This is a genomic window from Streptomyces sp. NPDC058289 (genome assembly GCF_042880975.1).
Lineage (GTDB): Bacteria > Actinomycetota > Actinomycetes > Streptomycetales > Streptomycetaceae > Streptomyces > Streptomyces stoeckheimensis.
In genome coordinates this window covers 18,138-38,030 of the sequence record NZ_JBHVYI010000082.1, presented here as the reverse complement: position 1 = coordinate 38,030, position 19,893 = coordinate 18,138, and the positions used below count along the sequence as shown (strand labels likewise).

The window sequence follows — 19,893 nt, the reverse complement described above, 5'->3', positions numbered from 1 at the left end:
GTGGGGTTTTTGTTGGGGGGGGCGTGGGGTGGATATGCGGGGGGGGTGGGGGGTTTTGGGGGGTGGGGTTTTTTTTTTGTTGGCCCGGGGGCCGTCCGGCCCCGGGGACCGGTCCTCCCCTGCTTGACCTGGAGCCCCGAGCTCTCAAGGTCATCCCTTCGGACCGTCTTCCCCGAGCGGTCCGCCTCCCTGTTGAAAGGATCTCCATCGGCAGCGGCGGTCAATCCTTGAGCAAGGTCACTCGAAAGAGCGGTGTTGGCGGCGAGAACCCCGTTTTCGAATACGGGTTCGATACGGTGGCCGGGAGCGAAGGGGGTGCATCTGCGGTGGTACGACGCCTCGATGTGACGGGGGCCGACGGCGTACGCCTGGCGGCCTGGGAGTTCTGCGCAGCGGCCGCGGAGCGTGAGCCCGCGCCGGAGCCGTTGCCGCCACGTTCGTCCTCGGGTGAGCCCGCGGCCCTCTTACTGCACGGCCTGATGGGCCGTGCCTTCCACTGGGCGGGCACCGCCCGCTGGCTCGGCGCGAGCCGCCGCGTCGTGGCCCTGGACCAGCGCGGCCACGGCCAGAGCGAGCGCCCCCCGACCTCCGGCCCCGGCAGCTCCGTCGCCTACGGACGCGAGGCCTTCGTGGCCGACGCCGAAGCGGCCGTCGAGCAGCTCGGCCTCGCACCGGTGACGCTGATCGGCCACTCCATGGGCGCCCTCACGGCCTGGCAGCTCGCGGCCCGCCGCCCCGACCTCGTGGCGGCCCTGGTCATCTGCGACATGCGGGCGTCCGCGCTGGGGGAGGCGTCGCAGCAGGAGTGGGAGGAATGGTTCCGCCACTGGCCGCTGCCGTTCCCCACTCAGGACGCCGCGCGGCGCTGGTTCGGCGAGGACGACCCGCGGGTGGAGCGCCCGGATCCCGGCCGGGGCGAGTTCTTCGCGGAGGTGATGCACCAGGCGGACGACGGCTGGCGCCCGCTGTTCTCGCGCCGTCAGATGCTGACCGCGCGGGAGACGTGGGTGCACGACGCGCACTGGGAGGAGCTCGCCCAGGTCCGCTGCCCGACGCTGGTCGTCCGCGGCTTGGACGGCGAACTGGGCCGGGCGGAGGCCCAGGAAATGGTCCGCGTCCTGCCGGCCGGACAGTACGCGGAGATCCCGGACGCCGGCCACTACCTCCACTTCGACCACCCGACGGCTTGGCGCGCAGCGGTGGAGCCGTTCCTGGAGGGGGTCAAGACGTCGGCGTGAGGGGCGGGCGGGGCCGGCGGGGATCTGGTGGGTCCGGCGGGGCCGGGCGGGGCCCGGCGGGCCTTGAAGGCGGCTGTTGGGCCGCGCGCCCTCTGCCGCCCCCGTCGCTCCTGCGGGCCCCCGTGGGGCCGCCTTGCGGGGCTTACGAGGCTTGGCGGGGCCGGGTGAGTCGGCGAGGGTGGCTGTTGGGCTGGGTGCGCGCCGCATCACCCCGCCGCTCCTGCGGTCTTACGGCCTGGCGGGGTCCGATGGGCCGGTGAGGGCGGCTGGTTGGGCCCGGCCGACCTTCTGCCGCCCCCGGTGCTCCTGCGGGTCCCTGAGGGGCCGCCTTGCGGGGTCCTACGAGGCCCGGCGGGGCCCAGTGGGTCGGTAATGGCGGTTTGTGTGGGCCGTGGGCCCGTGTCCGTCGCTCCCGTGGGCCCCTGCCGTGCCTACGGGGCCTTGCGTGGGGCTTCGCGGATCCTGCGGGGGGTCAGGTGGCGGCCGGAGAGCGGCCGTTGGCGGCTCGCCCAAGCAATTGGGCGCCGGTAGATGACCGAGGGCGGGTGGCCGCCGGTGGATGGGCGTGGGTAGATGGCGCCCGATCCGGGCCCCGCTCTCGATGGGCCCCGTGGGCTGATGGCCGTGGGTGGTGGATGGCCGCGGGCGGGTGGGTGGTCGTCGGTGGTTGGGCGGTTGGGGGCGTGTGGCTAGGGCCTGTCGTCAAACTCCCTTCTGCCTCGCCCTTCGGGCGACGACGGGAGTTTGACGACAGGCCCTAGGGGCGCAGCATGCGTAGGGCGTCGGGCAGTGTGAGGGGGGTGTCACTCCAGGAGCAGAGCTCCAGCCATGCCAGGCGGCCGTTTTGGGTGAATGCCAGGATCTCGCCGATGCAGTGCTCGGCCGCGTCGTACAGCTGGGCCTCGGCCGCCACCACGGTCCCGGCGGGCAGCGGGGCCGCTGCCACCGCTTCCGCATCCAGGTCGAAGTCCGTCGTGCCGCAGCCGCACGAGCAGCGTCCGGTCGCCCGTAGGTGCGGCACTTGGAGGCGGAGCGCGCGGTGGACCGCGTCCTCCGTGCCGAGCAGGACGTCCAGCGCTTCGGCGACATCGGGGGGCAGCCCCGCTGCGGGGCCGGTCACGGGCCGTCCAGGAGGGTGAGCTGGTCCGGCAGGGGGAGGGCTTCGCCCGTGGCGAAGGCGGTCGCGAACGCCTCCGGGCCCAGGGCTGCGCGGGCTCGGGCCGTCGCCCGGTCGGTGTCGGTGCGTTCCGCCCGGGGACGCGGGGTGCCCACCGAGGCGCGCAGCGCCGTCGCCGTGCCCAGCAGGGAGGCCGCCCGGGCGGGCGGGAGTATCCCCGCCAGGCCTTCGAGGGCCAGGGCGAGCGCGCGGGGGTCCCCGGTGCGGCGGGCCGCCGCGAGGCCCTCCCGGTGCAGGGACTCCGCCGCGGCCGGGTCGGCCCGCAACTCCGCGACGTACCCCAGCTCCGCCAGGATCAGCGCGGCCCCGGAGTCCACCCCGAGCCGCTGGTTCCAGTCGAGCCACGGCCGCAGCAGGACTTCGGCGCCGTCCAGGTCTCCGCTGCGCCGTGCGCCCAGGGCGAGCCCGATCGTCGCGAACTGCTCGGCCGGGCGGTGGCATTGCTCCTCCGCCAGCTGCAGGGCCTGCTCGTGCAGGACGGCCGCGCACGCGAGGTCGCCGGTCAGCAGCGCGATGCGGCCCTGCCGGGCCAGCCGGAAGGAGGCGTGCGTCCACAGCTCCAGTTCCTGCGCGTCCCGTACGCCGTCCTCGTGGAGCCGCGCCGCGGCCGCGTAGTCCCCGGTCACCTCGGCGAGGATGCCGAGCTGCTCCGAGGTCTGCAACTGGCCCCAGCGGTCGCCGAGTTCGGTGAAGACCGCGGCGGCAGCCTCCGCGTTGCGGCGCAGTTCCGCGAGGTTGCCGTCGTAGAGGGCCCGGGTCGAGAGGGTGAGCAGGGCGACCGCTTCGCCCCAGCGGTCGCCGGTCGCGCGGAACTGGGCCGGGAAGAGGATGAGTTCGTTCTCCAGGACGCCGGAGCCGAAGCCGCACCGGGCGTAGGCCAGCAGCCACTGTCCCCGGAGGTCGGCGCCGGAGAAGTCGCCGCCCAGGTGGCTGTCGTCCCCGCCGAGCAGTGCGAAGGCGGCGTGCAGGGTCGTGGAGCCCGCTGCGCGGGTGGCCTCGGTGGCCTCCTGGATCCGGCCGCGCAGGAACCAGTACCAGGACTGCGCGCCGACCAGCCGCAGCCCCACATCCCCGGACCCCGTGTGCTCCAGGGCGGCCCGGGTGTTGAGGCTCTCCCGGTCGAGCCGCCGCAGCCATTCGCCCTGCTCGGGCCCGTGCAGTCGCTCGGCCGCGCGCTCGGCGAACCCCGCGTAGTACTCCGCGTGCCGCTGCCGGGTCGCGCCCGTCTCTCCGGCGGCGTCGAGCCGCTCCAGCCCGTACGCCGCCACCGACTCCAGCAGCCGCAGGCGCGTGCCCCCGTACACGGAGTCCCCGTAGGCGGATACGACGAGCGAGCAGTCCACGAGCCGTGTGACGAGATCGAGGACGTCCTGACCGGGGATGCTCTGGCCGGCGGCGCCTTCGTCTGCGCTTTCGTCCGTGCCTTGATCCGCGCACACCGCCTCGGCCGCCTCTACGGTGAATCCGCCCGCGAACACCGACAGCCGGCGCAGTACCGTCGCCTCCGCCGGCGAGAGGAGCTCCCAGCTCCAGTCGATCATCGCGCGCAGCGTGCGCTGGCGGGCCGGGGCGTCGCGGCGCACCTGGTTGAGCAGGCGGAACCGGTCGTGCAGCCGTTCCGCCAGGGCCTCCACCCCCAGGACCCGTACCCGCGTCGCGGCGAGTTCCAGCGCGAGCGGGATCCCGTCCAGCCGGCGGCAGATCAGGGCTACGGCCTCGGCGGTGCCGGGGCCGAGGGCGAAGCCGGGGGCGGCGGCGGCCGCGCGGGCCGCGAACAGTTCCACGGCCTGGGCCTCCGCGAGCGGGGCGACGGCCTCGATCACCTCGCCCGAGAGCGCGAGCGGCTCCTGACTGGTGGCGAGGACGCGCAGTCCGGGGGCGCGGCGCAGGAGCCGGTCGGCGAGGGCCGCGGCGGCCGGGAGGAGGTGTTCGCAGTTGTCGAGTACGAGCAGGGTCGCTCGCCGCTGCAACACCTCGGCGAGCCGCTCCTCGACGGAGCCGCCGCCCGCGTCGTCCTCGCGCATCCCGATCGCGGCGGCCACCGCTTCGGCGACCGACGTGCCGGGTGCGCCGGCGAGTTCCACGAACCACACCCCGTCGGGGTGGGCCCCCTCCAGCCGGGCCGCCGCGGCGAGCGCGAGCCGGGTCTTCCCGACGCCGCCGGGCCCGCACAGCGTCACCAGACGACCGGCTCCGAGCGCCGCGCACACCCGGGCGACGGCCTCCTCGCGCCCCACGAGGGAACTGACGGGGGTGGGCAGGTTCCCGCCGCCGCCCCCGGACGCCCGACCCCGATCCCCCTCAGCCGAAGGTCCGTGCTCCACAACCGAGCCCACGCCTGGGGCCGTTGCGGCCGGGCCCGCGCCGCTTGGGCCCGCGCCGCCTGGACCCGTGACGGCCGGACCCGTGGCGGCCGGAACCGTGGCGGCCGGCGCCGCGACGGCTAGGGCCGGACCGCCCGGGCCCGTGACGGCCGGGGCTGCGGCGGCCGGTGGTATGACGGCCGGGCCTGCGACGCCCGGGGCTGCCACGGCTGAGACCGGACCGCCCGGGACCGCGACGGCCGGGGCTGCCACGGCTGGGACCGGCCCGCCCGGGCCTGCGACAGCCGGGCCTGCGACGGCCGGGGCTGCGGCGCCCGGTGCCGTGACGGCTGGGCCTGCGGTGGCTGGGGCTGCGACACCCGGGACCGCGACGCCCGGGCCTGCGACAGCCGGGCCTGCGACGGCCAGGGCTGCGACACCCGGGGCTGCGGCGGCCGGTGGCGTGACGGCCGGGTCTGCGACGGCCGGGGCTGCCACGGCTGGGACCGGCCCGCCCGGGACCGCGACAGCCGGGCCTGCGATGGCCGGGGCTGCGGCGCCCGGTGCCGTGACGGCTGGGCCCGTGACGGCCTGGGCTGCGACGCCCGGGGCCACGGCGGCCGGGCCTGCGATGGCCGGGCCTGCGACAGCCGGGGCTGCGACGCCCGGGGCCGCCACGGCTGGGATTGGACCGCCCGAGGCTGCGGCGGCCGGGACCGGACCGCCCGGGACCGCGACGCCCGGGCCCGTGACGGCCTGGGCTGCGACGCCCAGTGCCACGGCGGCCTGGACTGCGACGGCCGGGGTTGCGACGGCCGGAGCTGCGACACCCAGTGCTGCGGCGGCCGGGGCCGCGACGGCCGGGCCCGAGACAGCCGGGACTGCGACGCCCGGCGCCGAGACGCCCGGCGCCGAGACGGCCGGGCCTGCGACGCCCGGTGCCGCCACGGCCGGGACCGGACCGCCCCCCGCCACCGGCCCCGCCAGCGCCGGGTCCTGGCGGAGGATGGCTTCGTGCAGGGCCGAGAGCTCCGCGCCGGGGTCGATGCCGAGTTCCTCGGCGAAGAGCTCGCGCAGGTGTGCGTAGACGGTGAGGGCCTCGCTCTGGCGGCCGGCGCGGTACAGGGCCCGCATCTGGCTGCCGCGCAGCCGCTGGCGCAACGGGTGGGCCGCGGCGGGTTCGGCCAACTCGTCGGCGAGCTGGTGGTGTTCACCGAGTGCGAGGCGGGCCTCCGCCAGGTCCTCGTACGCCGTGATCCGCTGCTCCTCCAGCCGGGCGATCGCCGCCTGCGTGAACTCCGCGTCGCGGAAGTCGGCGTACGCATCCCCCTGCCACAGCCCGAGCGCCCGGGCCAGCAGCTCCGCCCTGGGCCGCGGCTCCGCCTCCTTGCGCGCGGCCGCCGCCAGCTCCGCGAAGCGGTCCGCGTCCACGGCCCGCGCGGGAGCGCGCAGGGCGTAGCCCGCCGGACCGTACGCGACCAGGGCGCGTGCGCCGTCCTCGGCCCCGGCGAGGGTCCGGCGGAGCTGGGAGACCTTGGTCTGGAGGGTGTTACCCGGGTTGCCGGGGGCGGCGTCGCCGGCCTCGCCCCACAGGTCGTCGATCAGCCGGTCGACCGGCACGGGCCGGCCGTCGCGTACGAGGAGGGCCGCGAGCAGGGTCCGTACCTTCGCCTCGGGAACGGGCACGGGAGTCCCGTCATCCGTGCGGACGGTCAGGGGACCCAGCACCTCGAAACGCATGCCGCAACGTTACTTCTTGCCCGTCAGGCCGCATGCGTGTGCCCGTACATGACCCCCGTACATGACCCCGTACATGACCCCGAACATGCGCCCGTGCGCGGCCCGTGCGTGACGCGTGCGCGGCCCGTGCGCGGCCCCGCACATGGTGTTCCTGTGACCGCGACCGAGCGGCCGCCGCACCCACCGGAAGGAACCGTCGGATGACCAGGACCGCCGCCACCCCCGCCACCCCCACCCCCACCCCCACCAAGCGCACCCTCTCCCATGAGATCCGCCTCGCCGCCCGCCCCGTCGGCGAGCCGGGCCCGCACCACTTCGAGCTGGTCGCCACCGAGGTCCCGGAGCCCGCCGAGGGCCAGATCCTCGTCCGCAACACCTGGATGTCCGTGGACCCGTACATGCGGGGCCGGATGGACGACGCCCCCTCCTACATCCCGCCCTTCGCACTCGGCACGGCCATCGAAGGCAGCGCGATCGGCGAGGTCGTCGCCTCCCGCTCGGCGTCGGTGCCGGTCGGGGCGACCGTCTCGCACTTCCTCGGCTGGCGGGAGTACGCGGTCCTCGACGCGGCTGCCGCCACCGTCGTGGATCCCTCGATCGCCTCGCGGTCCGCGTACCTCGGTCCGCTCGGCACCACCGGACTGACGGCGTACGCGGCGCTGACCCGCACCGCCCCGGTCAAGGAGGGCGACGTCGTCTTCGTCTCCGCCGCCGCCGGAGCGGTCGGCAGCGTCGCCGGGCAGCTGGCGCGGCGCCTGGGCGCCTCCCGGGTGATCGGCTCGGCGGGCGGCCCGCTGAAGACGCGGGGGCTCCTGGACCGCTTCGGCTACGACGCGGTCGTCGACTACCGCCTCGGCGACCTGGCCGGCCAGCTCGCCGAGGCGGCCCCCGAGGGCATCGACGTCTACCTCGACGCGGTCGGCGGCGACCACCTCCAGGCGGCCATCGGCGCGATGCGCCAGGGCGGGCGGATCGCCATGGTCGGTGCGATCAGCGGCTACAACTCCACCGCTCCGGCGGTGGGCCCGGACAACCTCTTCCGGGCCGCGGCCCGCGAGGTGACCCTGCGCGGGATGCTCGTCTCCAGCCACTTCGACCTGTTCCCGGAGTGGATCGGCCGGGCGGCGGGATGGTTGGCGGACGGCAGCCTGCGCACGGAGGAGACCGTCGTCGACGGCATCGAGCGGGCCCCGGAGGCCTTCCTCGGCATGATGCGCGGCGCGAACACCGGCAAGATGCTGGTCCGGCTCTCCCCGGAACCCACCGCCGCGAAGGCGACCACGACCACCACGCCCACCACGACCACCACCGATGCCCGATGAGCGCCGCCCTGGTCGTCCTGGCCCACCCCCGCGGCGATTCCCTGACCGCCCAGCTGGCCCGCCGCGCCGTGGCCCGGCTGGAGGCCGACGGCCACACGGTCGACCTGCTCGATCTGCACGCCGAGGGCTTCGACCCCCGGATGGGCACCGAGGACGAGCCGGACTGGTCGGACCCCGACAAGGAGTACTCCGCCGAGACCCGGGCCCACATGGACCGGATCGCCGCCGCCGAGATCCTCGTCGTCGTCTTCCCGCTCTGGTGGTTCGGCCTGCCGGCCGTCCTGAAGGGCTGGATCGACCGGGTCTGGAACAACGGCTTCGCCTACGGACGCCGCCGCCCGCTCCTGAAGGGCAAGCGGATGGTCTGGATCCCCCTGGTGAGCTACCCGGAGGCGAAGTTCAAGGAGCTGGGCTGGGACGAGCCGGTGGACCGCCTGCTGCGCGTCGGGATCTCGGAGTACTGCGGCATCGAGGGGGCCACCGTCCACTTCGTCTACGACTCCCTGAGCGCGGGCGAGTCGGCCCTGCCCGAGGCGGACACGGCCCTGGCCCGGGCCCTGGCCCGTTGACCGGCAGCACGGCCGCCAGCACGACCGGCAGCACGTCCGGCACCACGGCCGCCAGCCGTACCCGCCCGGGTACGGGACGGGGGCACCGGTCCGCCCAGCGGCGCCCGATGCCCCCGTCACGTCCGACCGCCCCGGACGGTCAGCCCTTGCTGACCGCCAGCAGGATCTCCGGGAGCTTGCGGGCCACCGTCGGGGCTGCGAGGCGCAGGCCGGACCAGGTGGCCAGGGTGCCCCAGGCCACGCCCAGGGGGAGCAGGATCCAGCTCAGGGACTGCTGGTCCGCCACGTTGAAGTAGATGGCCAGGGCGATCATCGGGGAGCAGATCAGCGCCGAGGCGAGCATGCCGACGAAGATGCCCGCCCACGCCAGGGCGCCCTGCCCCGGGGCGACGTTCTTGAAGGCGCCGTCCGTCGGGATCGAGTACGGGAAGCGGGCCGAGGCCAGGGCTCCCGTGCACAGCATCGAGCCGAGCAGGGCCAGTGCCAGGCCCAGGGCGGCGGGGAGGCCGGACCAGTTGTCGACCAGGGCGGCCGTGATCGCCGCGACCACCGCCGTGAAGGGCACGGTGATCAGCGCGAGGGCCAGGGCGCGGGCGCGCAGTTCGACGTACGCGTCACGGGTGCCGGCGATGGTCTGCGCGACCATCCAGAACGCCGAGGTGTCCTGCCCGAACTGGTTGTACATCTGGACGCCGAGCATGCCCGAGGCGAAGCAGGCCAGGTACACCGAGCCGCTGCCCTGGAGGGCGTTGGCGACGGGGATGATCAGACCGATCGCCAGGGCTGACACCCAGGCCGCCTTGGTCTTCGGGTCGCGCACGATGTAGCGCAGCGCACGCTGGATCGCCGCGCCCGTACGGTCGTCCGGCAGGAACGACCAGCCGCTGCCGGCCTTGCCGTTCGCCGGCTTCTTCTTCTCCTTGGCGGCCGCGATCGTCGAACCGTCCGGGGTGACCATCAGCTTGGTCAGGCTGCGCTCCCAGAACCAGAGCAGCAGCCCGAGGGCGGCGACCGTGATGAGGAGCTGGGCGGCCGCGATCCCGTACGAGCCCTCGCTCGCGGAGTCCACCATCCCGACGGCCGTCGCGGGCGGCAGCCAGCGCACGACCGCCTCGGCCGGCTCCAGCCGCTCCAGGCCGCCGACCTCGAACAGCCGCTGGCCGGCGATGTTCGCCACCTGCGCGCCGATCGCGATCAGCAGGCCGCTGAGCAGCGCGAGGTCGCGCCCCTTGCGGCTGGTCAGGAGCCGGACGTTGGCGGTCGCCACCGCCCGGGCCAGCGCGACGCAGCCGACCAGCAGCAGCGGCACGGCCAGGACGGCGGCCACCACGCCCGCCGCGCCCCGCGCGAGGGCGATCACCGAGCCGACGGCCAGGCACAGCGTGAACAGCGGCCCGATGCCGACGAGCGAGGAGGCCAGCAGGGCCCGTACGAGCGGCCGCGGGCGCAGCGGCAGCATGACCAGCCGACTCGGGTCGAGCGTCTCGTCGCCGGTGGGGAAGAACAGCGGGACGAACGTCCAGCAGAGGGCCATGACCGCCGCCAGCAGGACGACGACCGTCCCGGCGTGCGCGTTGCCGCGCAGCAGGGCGAGGCCGAGCGTGGTGAAGAAGGCGAAGACGAGGGCGAAGGCGAGGGCGCCGAAGTAGGCGGCCTTGCGCTTCGAGGAGCCCTTGAGTCCGTTGCGCAGGAGGGACAGCTTGAGGCGGACGAAGATCGGGGTGATGTTGACCGACGCGGCCGCGGAGGCGGAGGCGGCCGATCCGGCTGCGGGCGCCGGAGCCCGCGTGGGCGTGGGCGTGGGCGTGCTCATCGGACGCCCGCCCCGTTGCCCGCCCCGTGGCTCCCGCCGTTGGCAGCAGCCCCGCCGCCGAGCCAGTCCAGGGACTCGCCGGTGGCCCGGCCCTGCGCCCCGACCAGTTCCAGGAACGCGGCCTGCAGCGAGGGCGCGTCGCCCCGTACGTCGGCCAGCGGGCCCGCGGCCCGGATCCGGCCGGCGGCCATGACGGCCACCCAGTCGCACAGCGACTCGACGAGCTCCATGACGTGGGAGGAGAAGACGACCGTGGCTCCGGAGGAGGTGTAACGTTCCAGCACTCCGCGGATGGTCTGCGCGGACACCGGGTCCACGCCCTCGAACGGCTCGTCCAGGAAGAGCACTTCGGGGTTGTGGAGCAGCGCGGCCGCCAAGCCGATCTTCTTCCGCATGCCCGTCGAGTAGTCGACGATCAGCTTGTTCTGCGAACCGGCCAGGTCCAGGATCTCCAGCAGCTGCGTGGCGCGGCTGTCCGTCTCGCGGCCCGGCAGCCCCCGCAACCGGCCCATGTAGCCGAGCAGTTCCCGCCCGGAGAGCCGCTCGAAGAGCCGCAGCCCCTCCGGCAGCACGCCGATCCGGGACTTCACCTCGACCGGGTCCGCCCACACGTCGTGCCCGGCGACGATCACCCGGCCCATGTCCGGGCGCAGCAGCCCGGTCACCATGGACAGCGTCGTGGTCTTGCCCGCGCCGTTCGGCCCGACCAGGCCGACGAACTGCCCGGCGGGCAGCTCCAGATCGATCCCGGACACGGCCACCTGCTCGCCGAACCGCTTCCACAAACCCTCTACCCGCACGGCGGGTGCGACGGACGGTGCGGGTCGCACACCGCCGCCCGTTCCGTCCGTCCCGCCCGTCGCAACGCCCTGGTCCGGCATGCGCCTGCCTCTCGATTCCGTTCCCCGTGTCCTGCTTTTCTCACCATAAGAGGAGGGGGAGAGGCGGAGCAGTTACTTATGTCATGAGTTTCCCGACGAACATGTCCGCTGGTCAGGGCCTGTGGGGCAGGGATCGTGCATCAGGGACCGTGGGGCAGTTCGCCGGCCCGGGTGGCCCGTGGGTCAGGTCGTGCGCCGGGCCCGTTCCGCCGCCGCCTCGCGCCCGCACGCGTAAGCGAGCGCGTCGATCAGCTCCTCCACGTCGGGCAGCCACCGGTTCGCAGCCGTCGGCGGCTGCGCCCACTGCACCGATCCGCGCCCGCCGATCCGGGTCGGCGGCGCGGCCACGTACTCGCCCTCACCGCGTGCGACCAGGTCGAGTTGGGCCGGCTGCCAGCCGATCTTGCGCAGCAGGTCGGGCACCTTCGCCCCGGCGCCGGGCAGGACGAAGAAAAGCATCCGCCCCGCCGGGTTTGCGATCACCGGTCCGAGGGTGCGCTGCATGCGCTGGAGCCGGGCCAGCGCGAGGAAACCGGCGGCGTCCGGGACGTCGAGCGCGTCGAAGGTCCGGCCGGTGGGCAGCAGGATGGCGGCCTTCGGGTTCTTGCCCCAGAGCCGCCTGACCTGCACGGCGCTGCCCGAGGCCTGCGAGGCCCAGTCCTTCCCCGCCGCGTGTGCGCCGGGCGCCGGGCACTCTGCGGCCCCGCACGAGCACTGTTCCCGCCCGTCGCCGGACTCCAGCCAGGTGCCGGCGAAGACATCCCAGTGCCGTTCTTCCGTGTACCGCACGGCATGGTCCAGCAGCGACTCACTGCGCTGCAGGGGGATGGGCGCGGTCTCCGTGACTCCGATGGTCTCTTCCACGTGCAACACAACTCTTGCGGTCACCGGGGGTTACGGGCGTAAACCAGCCGGGCTCCGGAGCATCGATCCTGCATGCGGGGCGCATCGGTGCATCGCGGGGGGCGCGTAGGAGGCCGGGGCGCCGGAGGTGGGTAGCGACAGGACGCAATGGGGAAGATTCCCCGCACATCAGGCGGGAAGTGATCATTCGAACGATCACCCGCGTCTCTGGGGGTTTTCATGGCAGCCAGGCCTCTCGTCGCCCGCCAGCCGAACGAACGGCTGCAGGCGCTCATCCAGGAAGCCGGGTGCTCCAATGCCGGGCTCGCCCGGCGCGTCAACATGTGCGGGGCCGAGCACGGCCTCGACCTCCGCTACGACAAGACCTCCGTGGCCCGTTGGCTGCGGGGCCAGCAGCCGCGCGGCCGGGCCCCCGGGATCATCGCCGAGTCGCTGGGCCGCAAACTCGGCCGGACCGTCACCATCGACGAGATCGGCATGGCCAACGGCAAGAACCTCGCCTCCGGTGTCGGCCTGCAGTTCTCCCCGACCGTCATCGGTGCGATCGAGCAGGTCAGCGAGTTGTGGCGGAGCGACGTGGGCCGGCGCGACTTCCTGTCGGGGTCGAGCGTGGCCTCCTCGGCGCTGGTCGAGCCGAGCCGCGACTGGCTCATCACCGGGGCCGACGCGCAGGTCGCGCGCAGCGGCGGCTCACGGGTGGGGATGTCGGACGTGGAGGCGGTACGGGCCACCACGCAGGCGCTGAAGGACCTCGACCACCGCTTCGGCAGCGGGCACGTGCGCCCGGTGGTCGTGCACTACCTCAACTCGGTGGTCTCCGGCCTGATCGGCGGCTCGTACCGGGAGCCGGTCGGCCGGGCGCTGTTCGCGGCGGTCGCCCGACTCACGGAGCTGGCGGGCTACATGGCGGTGGACACCGGCCAGCCGGGCCTGGCCCAGCGCTACTACATCCAGGCGCTCCGGCTCGCGCAGGCGGCGGGCGACCGGGCGTACGGGGGCTACGTGCTGGCGGCGTCGATGAGCCACCTCGCGGCCGAACTGGGCAATCCGAGGGAGATCGCGCAGCTGGCGAGAGCGGCACAGGAGGGGACGCGCGGCCAGGTCACCCCCCGGGTGGAGGCGATGTTCTACGCGGCGGAGGCGCGGGGCCACGCCCTGCTCGGTGACGCGCGGTCGACGGCGGTGCTGTCCTCGCGGGCGCTGACGGCGCTGGAGCGGGCGGAGCCGGAGTCGGGGGACGACCCGGAGTGGATCCGGCACTTCGACCAGGCGTACCTCGCGGACGAACTGGCGCACTGCCACCGGGACCTGGGGCAGGCCGACGCGGCGGCGAAGCGCGCGGAGGAGGCGCTACGGGACCTCCCGGCGGGCAAGGCGAGGCGCCGGGCGATCGGTCTGCTCCTGCTGGCGGCGGCGCGGGTGCAGCAGCGCGAGGTGGAAGCCGCCTGCCAGACGGCGACCCGGGCGGCGGAGGCCCTGTCGGGCATCCGCTCCCACCGCGGGGCGGTGTACCTGGAGGACTTCCGCACCCGCCTGGACCCGTACCGGGAGGAACCGGCGGCCCGGGAGTTCACGGCCCGCCTGGAGCCGGTCGGCTGACCCGCCGCCCGGGTGTCCGGGCGGCGGGGCCGCCGCTTCGGCCGATGTCGGCGGTTCAGCTCAGCCGATGACCTCGATGCGTCCCTCCCGGCCGGTGCTGACGAGGTGGGTTGCGTCGGCGTCGACGAAGCGGATGCGCCAGTAGCCGCTGGTCTGCGCGGTGAACTTCATGCTCACGGCTCCGTAGGACCCGGAGACGGAGGTGCCCATCTCCTTCCACACGGTGGAGCCGTCGGGCCGGAAGTCGTAGCGGACCTTCTGGCCGGCGTACGGCACGAACCCCTCGGGGGTGGAGGTCCGCAGGACTCCGGAGACGGTCAGCTGCTTGCCCTTGACCACCTGGAGCGGTCCGACGCGCTCGCCCGAGATCTGCGTCGCGGCGCGGTTCTGGCGGAGCACCTTGGTGCCCGTGCTGGGGCCGATGTTCTTGGTGCCCGGCGTGTGCACCCGCCACCCGTCGGCGGAATAGAAGCGCGACGGGGCGACCGTCACGGTGAACGTCTTGTTGTAGGGCACGACGAGGGAGGTCTTGGTGATCCATTGACCCGACGTGGTCCGGAACTGGATCTCGACCGGGGCCTGCTGGCTGGTGAGGCCGTCGACGGTGACCTTGCCGCTGATGGTGAGCCTGCCGTACTTGTCGGTGGAGGCCACCTTGTCCTCGACGACCTTGGTCGTGTGGGTGACCTTCGCGACGGTCGCGGTGCGCGTGCCGTCACCCAGCAGCCAGGCGTCCTGGACGTACACGCCCACGGAGCCGGTCCTGAGGATCGGGGGCAGCAGGGTGTAGCTCCCGTCGGGTCCGGTTGAGGCCGTTGCCTTCCCGGCTCCCGAGGCGGCGACGCTCCGGCCGGTGGCGGGCTTGAGCGTGCCGTCGTCCGCGAGGCGGGTGAGCTTGCCACGCACGGGTACGGCGGTCCCGTACCGCGCGGTGAGGGGAGCCGTCGAGGTCATCGTCAGCGTGGACTTCTGGGCCCGGATCTTCGCCGGGGTCGTCACGGGCACCTCGGTGCCCCCGCTCGCGAGGGCCACGGTGTGGGTCAGGGTCTTCTCGATGCCGAGGGCGGCGACGGTGATGGTGAACTTGCCCAGGGCGTCGGACACCCCGTCGGCCTGGCCCTCGCCGAGGCGGGCACGGACGCTGGCGCCCGTCAGCGGCAGGCGCACCCCGGTGCGCGGGTGGATCGCGGTGACCGTGCCGGTGACCTGGGTGTCGAGGTCGTCCAGGGAGAACTCCTGCCGACTGGACTTCGCCTCGACCCGGGCGTCGATCGCGTAGGTGAACCGTCCGGCGTTGCGACGGCTCACTTCGGTGGTGCCGTCCTTGGCGTACACGTCCAGTTCGTAGTCCCCTATGTCGTCGAGGACGAGCGGCTGCTTGTCACCCTCGTACCACTGGTAGCTGGGACCGCCCGATTCGTCGGGACCCGGGTCCTTGTACGTGAGCTCGTCGACCACGGCGACGACCTTGTCGGTGCCGGCCCGGCGTACCTCCACCCGGGTCGGAGCACTCGCGTGGGCGTCGACGAAGACGACGAACTGGTTGTTCTGGTTCCGGCGGACGCTGGCGGCCGGCAGCGAGATCGCCACGGACTTCGCCTCCGGGTCGGACGCCAGGGCCGCCTGCCGTGCGGCCGGTACGGCCGCACTCGCAGCGGGAGCCGCCAGGGCACCCACGGCCGCGATGACGACCGCCGTACCGACGGCCGTCATGGTCCTCTTGAAGCTGTTCACCGGTTCTCCCCCGTGCGTCCATGTGACTGCTGCGGGGTTTGACGGACGGCCCGCCCCAAGGGTTGTACGGATCACGGCACCTATCCCCCCGATACCGGACGCCCGGTGGCCGGTACGGCCTGCGGCGACGAGGCCGACACTGGCAAACTCGCCGGGGGACGGTAGCGTGAGCCGACGGTTCCGTGGACGCGGACAGGTCGGAGAGGGAGTTCCGGTGACGGAGAGCGGACAGGGCGGCAGCCCGCAGGGAGGCGAGCCGTGGGGCCCGCCCGTGCCCGCACAGCCGCCGACGCAGCCGCCCGCGCAGCCGGGCGTGCAGCCCGGCGGGGAGCCGGAGTACCTGTACGGCCAGCCCTCCTACGGCTACCCCGCACCCGGCGGCCCCGCCTACGGCTACCCGCAGGGCCATGTCGTCGGCCCCGGCTACGAGGGCCCCGGCGACCCCCACGGCTACGGCTACCCGCCGCTGCCGGAGGCGGCCACCCAGTACATTCCGCCGGTCCCCGCAGCCCCCGCGCACGGCGAGGCGGCGACGCAGTACATCGCGCCGATCCCCGCAGCCCCCGCGCACGGCGAGGCGGCGACGCAGTACATCGCGCCGATCCCCGCAGCCCCTGCGCACGGCGAGGCGGCGACGCAGTACATCGCGCCGATCCCCGCCGGAATCGCGCACGACGAGGCGGCGACGCAGTACATTCCGCCGGTCCCCGCCGCCCCTGGGCACGACGAGGCCGCGACGCAGTACATTCCGCCGGTTCCGGCCGCGCCCGCCGATCCCGCAGCCGGGTTCGACGGGCTGTTCCGGGGGGATGTGCAGCACACGCAGCAACTGCCCCCGATCCAGGAGCCGGTGCTCCGCCGGCAGCCGCCGCGGCGACCGCATCCGCAGCAACCGCCGCAATACCAGCAGCACATGCAGCAGCACCCGCAGCAACAGCAGTACCCGCCGCAGCAGTTCCAGCAGCAGCCCCAGTTCCAGCAGCCGCAGGCACCCGCACCCGCACCCGCGGCCCGCAAGGTCTCGCCCGCGATCATCGCCGCCGTCGTCATCGGTCTGGCCGTCGTCGGGCTCGGGGTCGGTGCGCTGCTCAGTGACGGCAAGGCGCAGAACAACGACCCGGCCGCCGCGCCGCCCACCCCGAAGCCCGGCAGCTCCGCCGCGGACAGTGCGGAGGCTCCGCTGGACCCCGCGCAGCCGCAGGCGGTCCAGCTCGACAAGCTCCTCGCGGACAGCAACGACAGCCGGGCCGCGGTGATCAAGGCCGTCGAGGACATCAAGGGCTGCAGCAACCTGGACCAGGCGGCCATCGACCTGCGCGACGCGGCCCGGCAGCGCGAGGAGCTGGTGACCCGGCTCCAGGAGCTCAAGGTGGACAAGCTCCCGGACAACGCGAAGCTGACCGCGGCCCTCACCAAGGCGTGGAAGTCCTCCGCCGAGGCCGACAACAGCTACGCGTCCTGGGCGGACGACGTCAAGGCCGACGGCGACAAGTGCAAGGACGGCAAGGCCAAGTCGACCGGCAACGCCTCGGACGGGAACAAGGCGAGCGGCGACGCCACCCGTGCGAAGGAGAACGCGGCGGGGATGTGGAACGCCATCGCCGGCAAGTACGGCCTCACCAAGCGGGACAAGAGCCAGCTGTAGGGCGTGCCCCCGTGCCCCGGCCTGATCCGCAGGACGAGCCCCAGGATGAGCCAAGGACGAGACCCTTGGCCGCATCCCGGGCCGCGTCCTAGCTCGAACGGGGGGCCTGTTCCAGGGTCTTGGTCATGTCCATGGACTGCTCGCCGCCCGGCTGGGCGACCAGGCGGCCCTGCTGGACGACCTGGAAGGTGACCCGGCCGTTGACCATGCGGGGGAAGCCGGAGACGGCGCGCATGTCCTGGTAGCGCCAGCTGAGGTCGGGGGTCAGGCCGCCGGTCTTGACGGGGTCGGACTGGTTGAGCTTGCGCGTGAGGGTGCGCCCGGTGAGGTCCTCGTCCTCCTCGAACCGCTTCACCATCTCGCTGAACACCGTGTACGCGATCCACGTGGTCTGGGCACCGCTGTCGTCGGGGTCCACGGCGTTGTCGCCGAAGGCGTGGTCCGAGATCACGTTGCGCATCTGCGTCCACAGGGGGTCGGCGGAGACCGGGTACCAGCTCGTGACGTACGCGCCCTCGAAGGGGCTCTCCTTGCCGCCGGTGCGGTCGACCAGGGCCTGGCTGACCGAGCCGAGCACGGAGGAGATCTGCGGCTTGCGGTTCTGGGAGTCGGCGCGGCGGAAGGCGTCGAAGAAGGTCTCGGTGCGGGCGCCGAGCACGGCGGCCACGCAGCCCTTCTCCTTGCCGTCCTTGCCGTCCTTCGCGGAACTCGCGCCGCCCTTCGCGGGGGCGCCGGTGGAGGAGGCGGCCAGTGCCTCGTTGGCCTGGGCGGAGAGGTCCGCGGAGTCCTCGGCGGCCCGGATGTCGCTGGCCTCGGCCATCTGGTTGGCCTTGAGGCCGGAGTTGAGCTGGAGGGGCAGGGAATCGCCGGCGAGGGTGTCGGGGCGGACCAGGGCGACCTTGGCGCAGGCGCGCCCCAGCTGGTGGCCGGCGCCGGCCACCAGGACGGGCTGGCCGCCGTTGACGGGGTAGGAGAGCGGGGACTGGAACTCCTCCGCGGAGACTCCGTACCCGCCGATGAACGGGATGCCCTCGGCTTCCAGCGGGGCCAGGAAGGCGCGTCCGTGCTGGCTGTAGGAGCCGATGACGGCGACGGCCTTCTCGGCGACCGCCTTGCGGGCGCAGTCGGCGGCGCCGGTGGGCGTGTTGCGCTCGTCGCAGGTCAGGACGCGGAGCTTGCGGCCGTTGATGCCGCCCTTGGAGTTGACCCAGCGCTCGTAGGCCTTGGCCATGCCCGGCATGCCGGGCATGTTGGTCGCCTTGGACTCCACCGGGGCGAAGGTCATGACCGTGATGGTGTCGGCGCCCCCGGAGCCCCCCGAGCCTCCGGGGAGCGCCCCGCAGCCGGCGACGAGACACGCGCCCGTCGCCATGGCCGTGGTCCGGGCCAGAAAGGTGCGGGACAGTGCTGATGCGCATCGCCGGGTGGTCATGTGCATGCACCATTCCGCGCCCCGGGTAACTGAAGTGTGAGGTGTGCACAACATCGGGTGACACCCAGGTGAATTACGGGTGGCGCCCACACGCTGAGTGAGCGCCGGGCGGGTCCGGGCCGCCGGCCACGGGTGCCTGAAGATCACGCCGCACGGGAACGTACGATCGAAAGCGTGACATTCGCCCAAGGTTCGAAGAACTCTTCCCGCCGCGGCGGCCGCTCCTCCACCATGGGCGGCATGCCCCTCAACGACATGCCGTGGTGGCGCTGGCGCAGCAACGTGCGCTCGGCGCTGCACATGCTCTCCGACCCCGCGTTCCAAGAGGACACCTGGCTGGCCGGCGCCGAAGGGTACGGGGACGTCACCGACGCCGTGTACCGGCTCGTCGAGGACACCTGGCTCGACAGCTGGTCCGCGGAGAAGTACGTCGGCACGATCTTCCGCGACTCGCAGGAAGCGGCCCTGGTGGACCTCGCCGTGCTGCGCGTGCTGCGGATCATGCACCAGATCGGCCCCGACGCCCCCGTCTCCGGCTACCTGGAGCACCACGCCTGGCCGGAGGCGGTACGGGCCGCGCGCGAAGCCCACGTACGGCTGGCGACGGCGGACGGGGACGAGCCGGACGCGCGCCCGCGCTCACTGGACGTCCTGAGGATCCTCACGCGCGCGGTGTGATGTGGAAGGCTGTGGGGTCATGAGCGACGACCCGCAGCCCCAGGCCACGCAGCAGTACGTACTGACCCTCTCATGCCCGGACAAGCAGGGCATCGTGCACGCCGTGTCCAGCTATCTGTTCATGACCGGGTGCAACATCGAGGACAGCCAGCAGTTCGGCGACCGCGACACCGGCCTCTTCTTCATGCGGGTCCACTTCGCCGCCGACGCTCCGGTGACCGTGGAGAAGCTGCGGGCCAGCTTCGCCGCGATCGGCGACACCTTCCGGATGGACTGGCAGATCCACCGCTCCGACGAGCGCATGCGGATCGTGCTGATGGTGTCGAAGTTCGGGCACTGCCTCAACGACCTGCTCTTCCGCCACCGCATCGGCGCGCTGCCGGTCGACATCGCGGCCGTGGTGTCGAACCACACCGACTTCGAGGAACTGGTCGGCTCGTACGGGGTCCCGTTCGTGCACATCCCGGTGACGAAGGACACGAAGGCGGCGGCGGAGGCGCAGCTGCTGGAGCTGGTGCGGGCCGAGGACGTCGACCTCGTGGTCCTCGCCCGCTACATGCAGGTGCTGTCGGACACCCTGTGCAAGGAGCTGAGCGGGCGGATCATCAACATCCACCACTCGTTCCTGCCGAGCTTCAAGGGCGCGAAGCCGTACCACCAGGCGCACGCCCGGGGCGTGAAGCTGATCGGTGCGACCGCGCACTACGTGACGGCGGACCTGGACGAGGGCCCGATCATCGAGCAGGAGGTCGAGCGGGTGGGGCACGAGGTCACCCCCGACCAGCTGGTGGCGATCGGGCGGGACGTGGAGTGCCAGGCGCTGGCGCGGGCCGTGAAGTGGCACAGCGAGCACCGGGTCCTGCTGAACGGGACCCGGACGGTCGTCTTCACGTAACCC

At 73.5% G+C, this 19,893-nt stretch carries 14 protein-coding genes; 7 read left to right on the top strand and 7 right to left on the bottom strand.

What is annotated here, in order from left to right; genetic code table 11:
- Positions 1-326 precede the first annotated feature (326 nt).
- Positions 327-1,238, top strand: coding sequence for an alpha/beta fold hydrolase (locus ACFVX6_RS31645; protein WP_389697291.1), 912 nt, complete (start codon positions 327-329; stop codon positions 1,236-1,238).
- Between the two features lie 757 nt (positions 1,239-1,995).
- Here the strand turns inward: ACFVX6_RS31645 and ACFVX6_RS31640 are convergent.
- Positions 1,996-2,358 carry a hypothetical protein gene (locus ACFVX6_RS31640; protein ID WP_389697289.1) on the bottom strand — a complete coding sequence of 121 codons (363 nt, stop codon included), beginning with the start codon at positions 2,356-2,358 and terminating at the stop codon, positions 1,996-1,998.
- A complete protein-coding gene (locus ACFVX6_RS31635) occupies positions 2,355-6,458 on the bottom strand; it encodes a BTAD domain-containing putative transcriptional regulator (RefSeq protein ID WP_389697287.1) in 4,104 nt (1,367 codons plus the stop codon). Before ACFVX6_RS31635 ends, ACFVX6_RS31640 begins: the two co-directional genes overlap by 4 nt.
- A gap of 200 nt (positions 6,459-6,658) precedes the next feature.
- On the opposite strand from ACFVX6_RS31635, the gene ACFVX6_RS31630 reads away from it, so the two are divergent.
- Positions 6,659-7,780, top strand: coding sequence for an NADP-dependent oxidoreductase (locus tag ACFVX6_RS31630; RefSeq protein ID WP_389697285.1), 1,122 nt, complete (start codon positions 6,659-6,661; stop codon positions 7,778-7,780).
- Positions 7,777-8,349 carry an NAD(P)H oxidoreductase gene (locus ACFVX6_RS31625; RefSeq protein WP_389697283.1) on the top strand — a complete coding sequence of 191 codons (573 nt, stop codon included), beginning with the start codon at positions 7,777-7,779 and terminating at the stop codon, positions 8,347-8,349. The genes ACFVX6_RS31630 and ACFVX6_RS31625 overlap by 4 nt, the downstream gene beginning before the upstream one ends.
- A gap of 139 nt (positions 8,350-8,488) precedes the next feature.
- Here ACFVX6_RS31625 and ACFVX6_RS31620 read toward each other — a convergent pair whose 3' ends face one another.
- The 3 genes from ACFVX6_RS31620 to ACFVX6_RS31610 all read right to left on the bottom strand — a co-directional run bounded on the left by ACFVX6_RS31620 (position 8,489) and on the right by ACFVX6_RS31610 (position 11,907).
- Positions 8,489-10,162 carry a transporter gene (locus ACFVX6_RS31620; RefSeq protein ID WP_389697281.1) on the bottom strand — a complete coding sequence of 558 codons (1,674 nt, stop codon included), beginning with the start codon at positions 10,160-10,162 and terminating at the stop codon, positions 8,489-8,491.
- Entirely contained in the window at positions 10,159-11,043 is an 885-nt protein-coding gene (locus ACFVX6_RS31615) for an ABC transporter ATP-binding protein (RefSeq protein ID WP_389697279.1), read from the bottom strand. The genes ACFVX6_RS31620 and ACFVX6_RS31615 overlap by 4 nt, the downstream gene beginning before the upstream one ends.
- A gap of 183 nt (positions 11,044-11,226) precedes the next feature.
- Complete coding sequence (locus tag ACFVX6_RS31610; RefSeq protein WP_389697277.1) at positions 11,227-11,907, bottom strand: bifunctional DNA primase/polymerase; 681 nt, start codon at positions 11,905-11,907, stop codon at positions 11,227-11,229.
- 219 nt (positions 11,908-12,126) lie between these two features.
- On the opposite strand from ACFVX6_RS31610, the gene ACFVX6_RS31605 reads away from it, so the two are divergent.
- Positions 12,127-13,506, top strand: coding sequence for a transcriptional regulator (locus ACFVX6_RS31605; RefSeq protein ID WP_389697275.1), 1,380 nt, complete (start codon positions 12,127-12,129; stop codon positions 13,504-13,506).
- A 60-nt stretch (positions 13,507-13,566) separates the two neighbouring features.
- Here the strand turns inward: ACFVX6_RS31605 and ACFVX6_RS31600 are convergent, their stop codons facing one another.
- Positions 13,567-15,240: a hypothetical protein gene (locus ACFVX6_RS31600; RefSeq protein WP_389697273.1), complete on the bottom strand. Its 1,674-nt coding sequence runs from the start codon at positions 15,238-15,240 to the stop codon at positions 13,567-13,569.
- 214 nt (positions 15,241-15,454) lie between these two features.
- Between ACFVX6_RS31600 and ACFVX6_RS31595 the strand changes: the two genes are divergently transcribed.
- A complete protein-coding gene (locus ACFVX6_RS31595) occupies positions 15,455-16,885 on the top strand; it encodes a hypothetical protein (RefSeq protein WP_389697271.1) in 1,431 nt (476 codons plus the stop codon).
- An 88-nt stretch (positions 16,886-16,973) separates the two neighbouring features.
- Here ACFVX6_RS31595 and ACFVX6_RS31590 read toward each other — a convergent pair whose 3' ends face one another.
- Positions 16,974-18,317 (bottom strand): ABC transporter substrate-binding protein, encoded by a 1,344-nt coding sequence (locus ACFVX6_RS31590; RefSeq protein ID WP_389697269.1) that lies wholly within the window; start codon positions 18,315-18,317, stop codon positions 16,974-16,976.
- Between the two features lie 231 nt (positions 18,318-18,548).
- Here ACFVX6_RS31590 and ACFVX6_RS31585 point away from each other — a divergent pair, with 231 nt between their 5' ends.
- Positions 18,549-18,995: a hypothetical protein gene (locus ACFVX6_RS31585; RefSeq protein WP_389697293.1), complete on the top strand. Its 447-nt coding sequence runs from the start codon at positions 18,549-18,551 to the stop codon at positions 18,993-18,995.
- Between the two features lie 19 nt (positions 18,996-19,014).
- Complete coding sequence (purU, locus tag ACFVX6_RS31580; protein WP_250742740.1) at positions 19,015-19,890, top strand: formyltetrahydrofolate deformylase; 876 nt, start codon at positions 19,015-19,017, stop codon at positions 19,888-19,890.
- Positions 19,891-19,893: the final 3 nt, after the last annotated feature.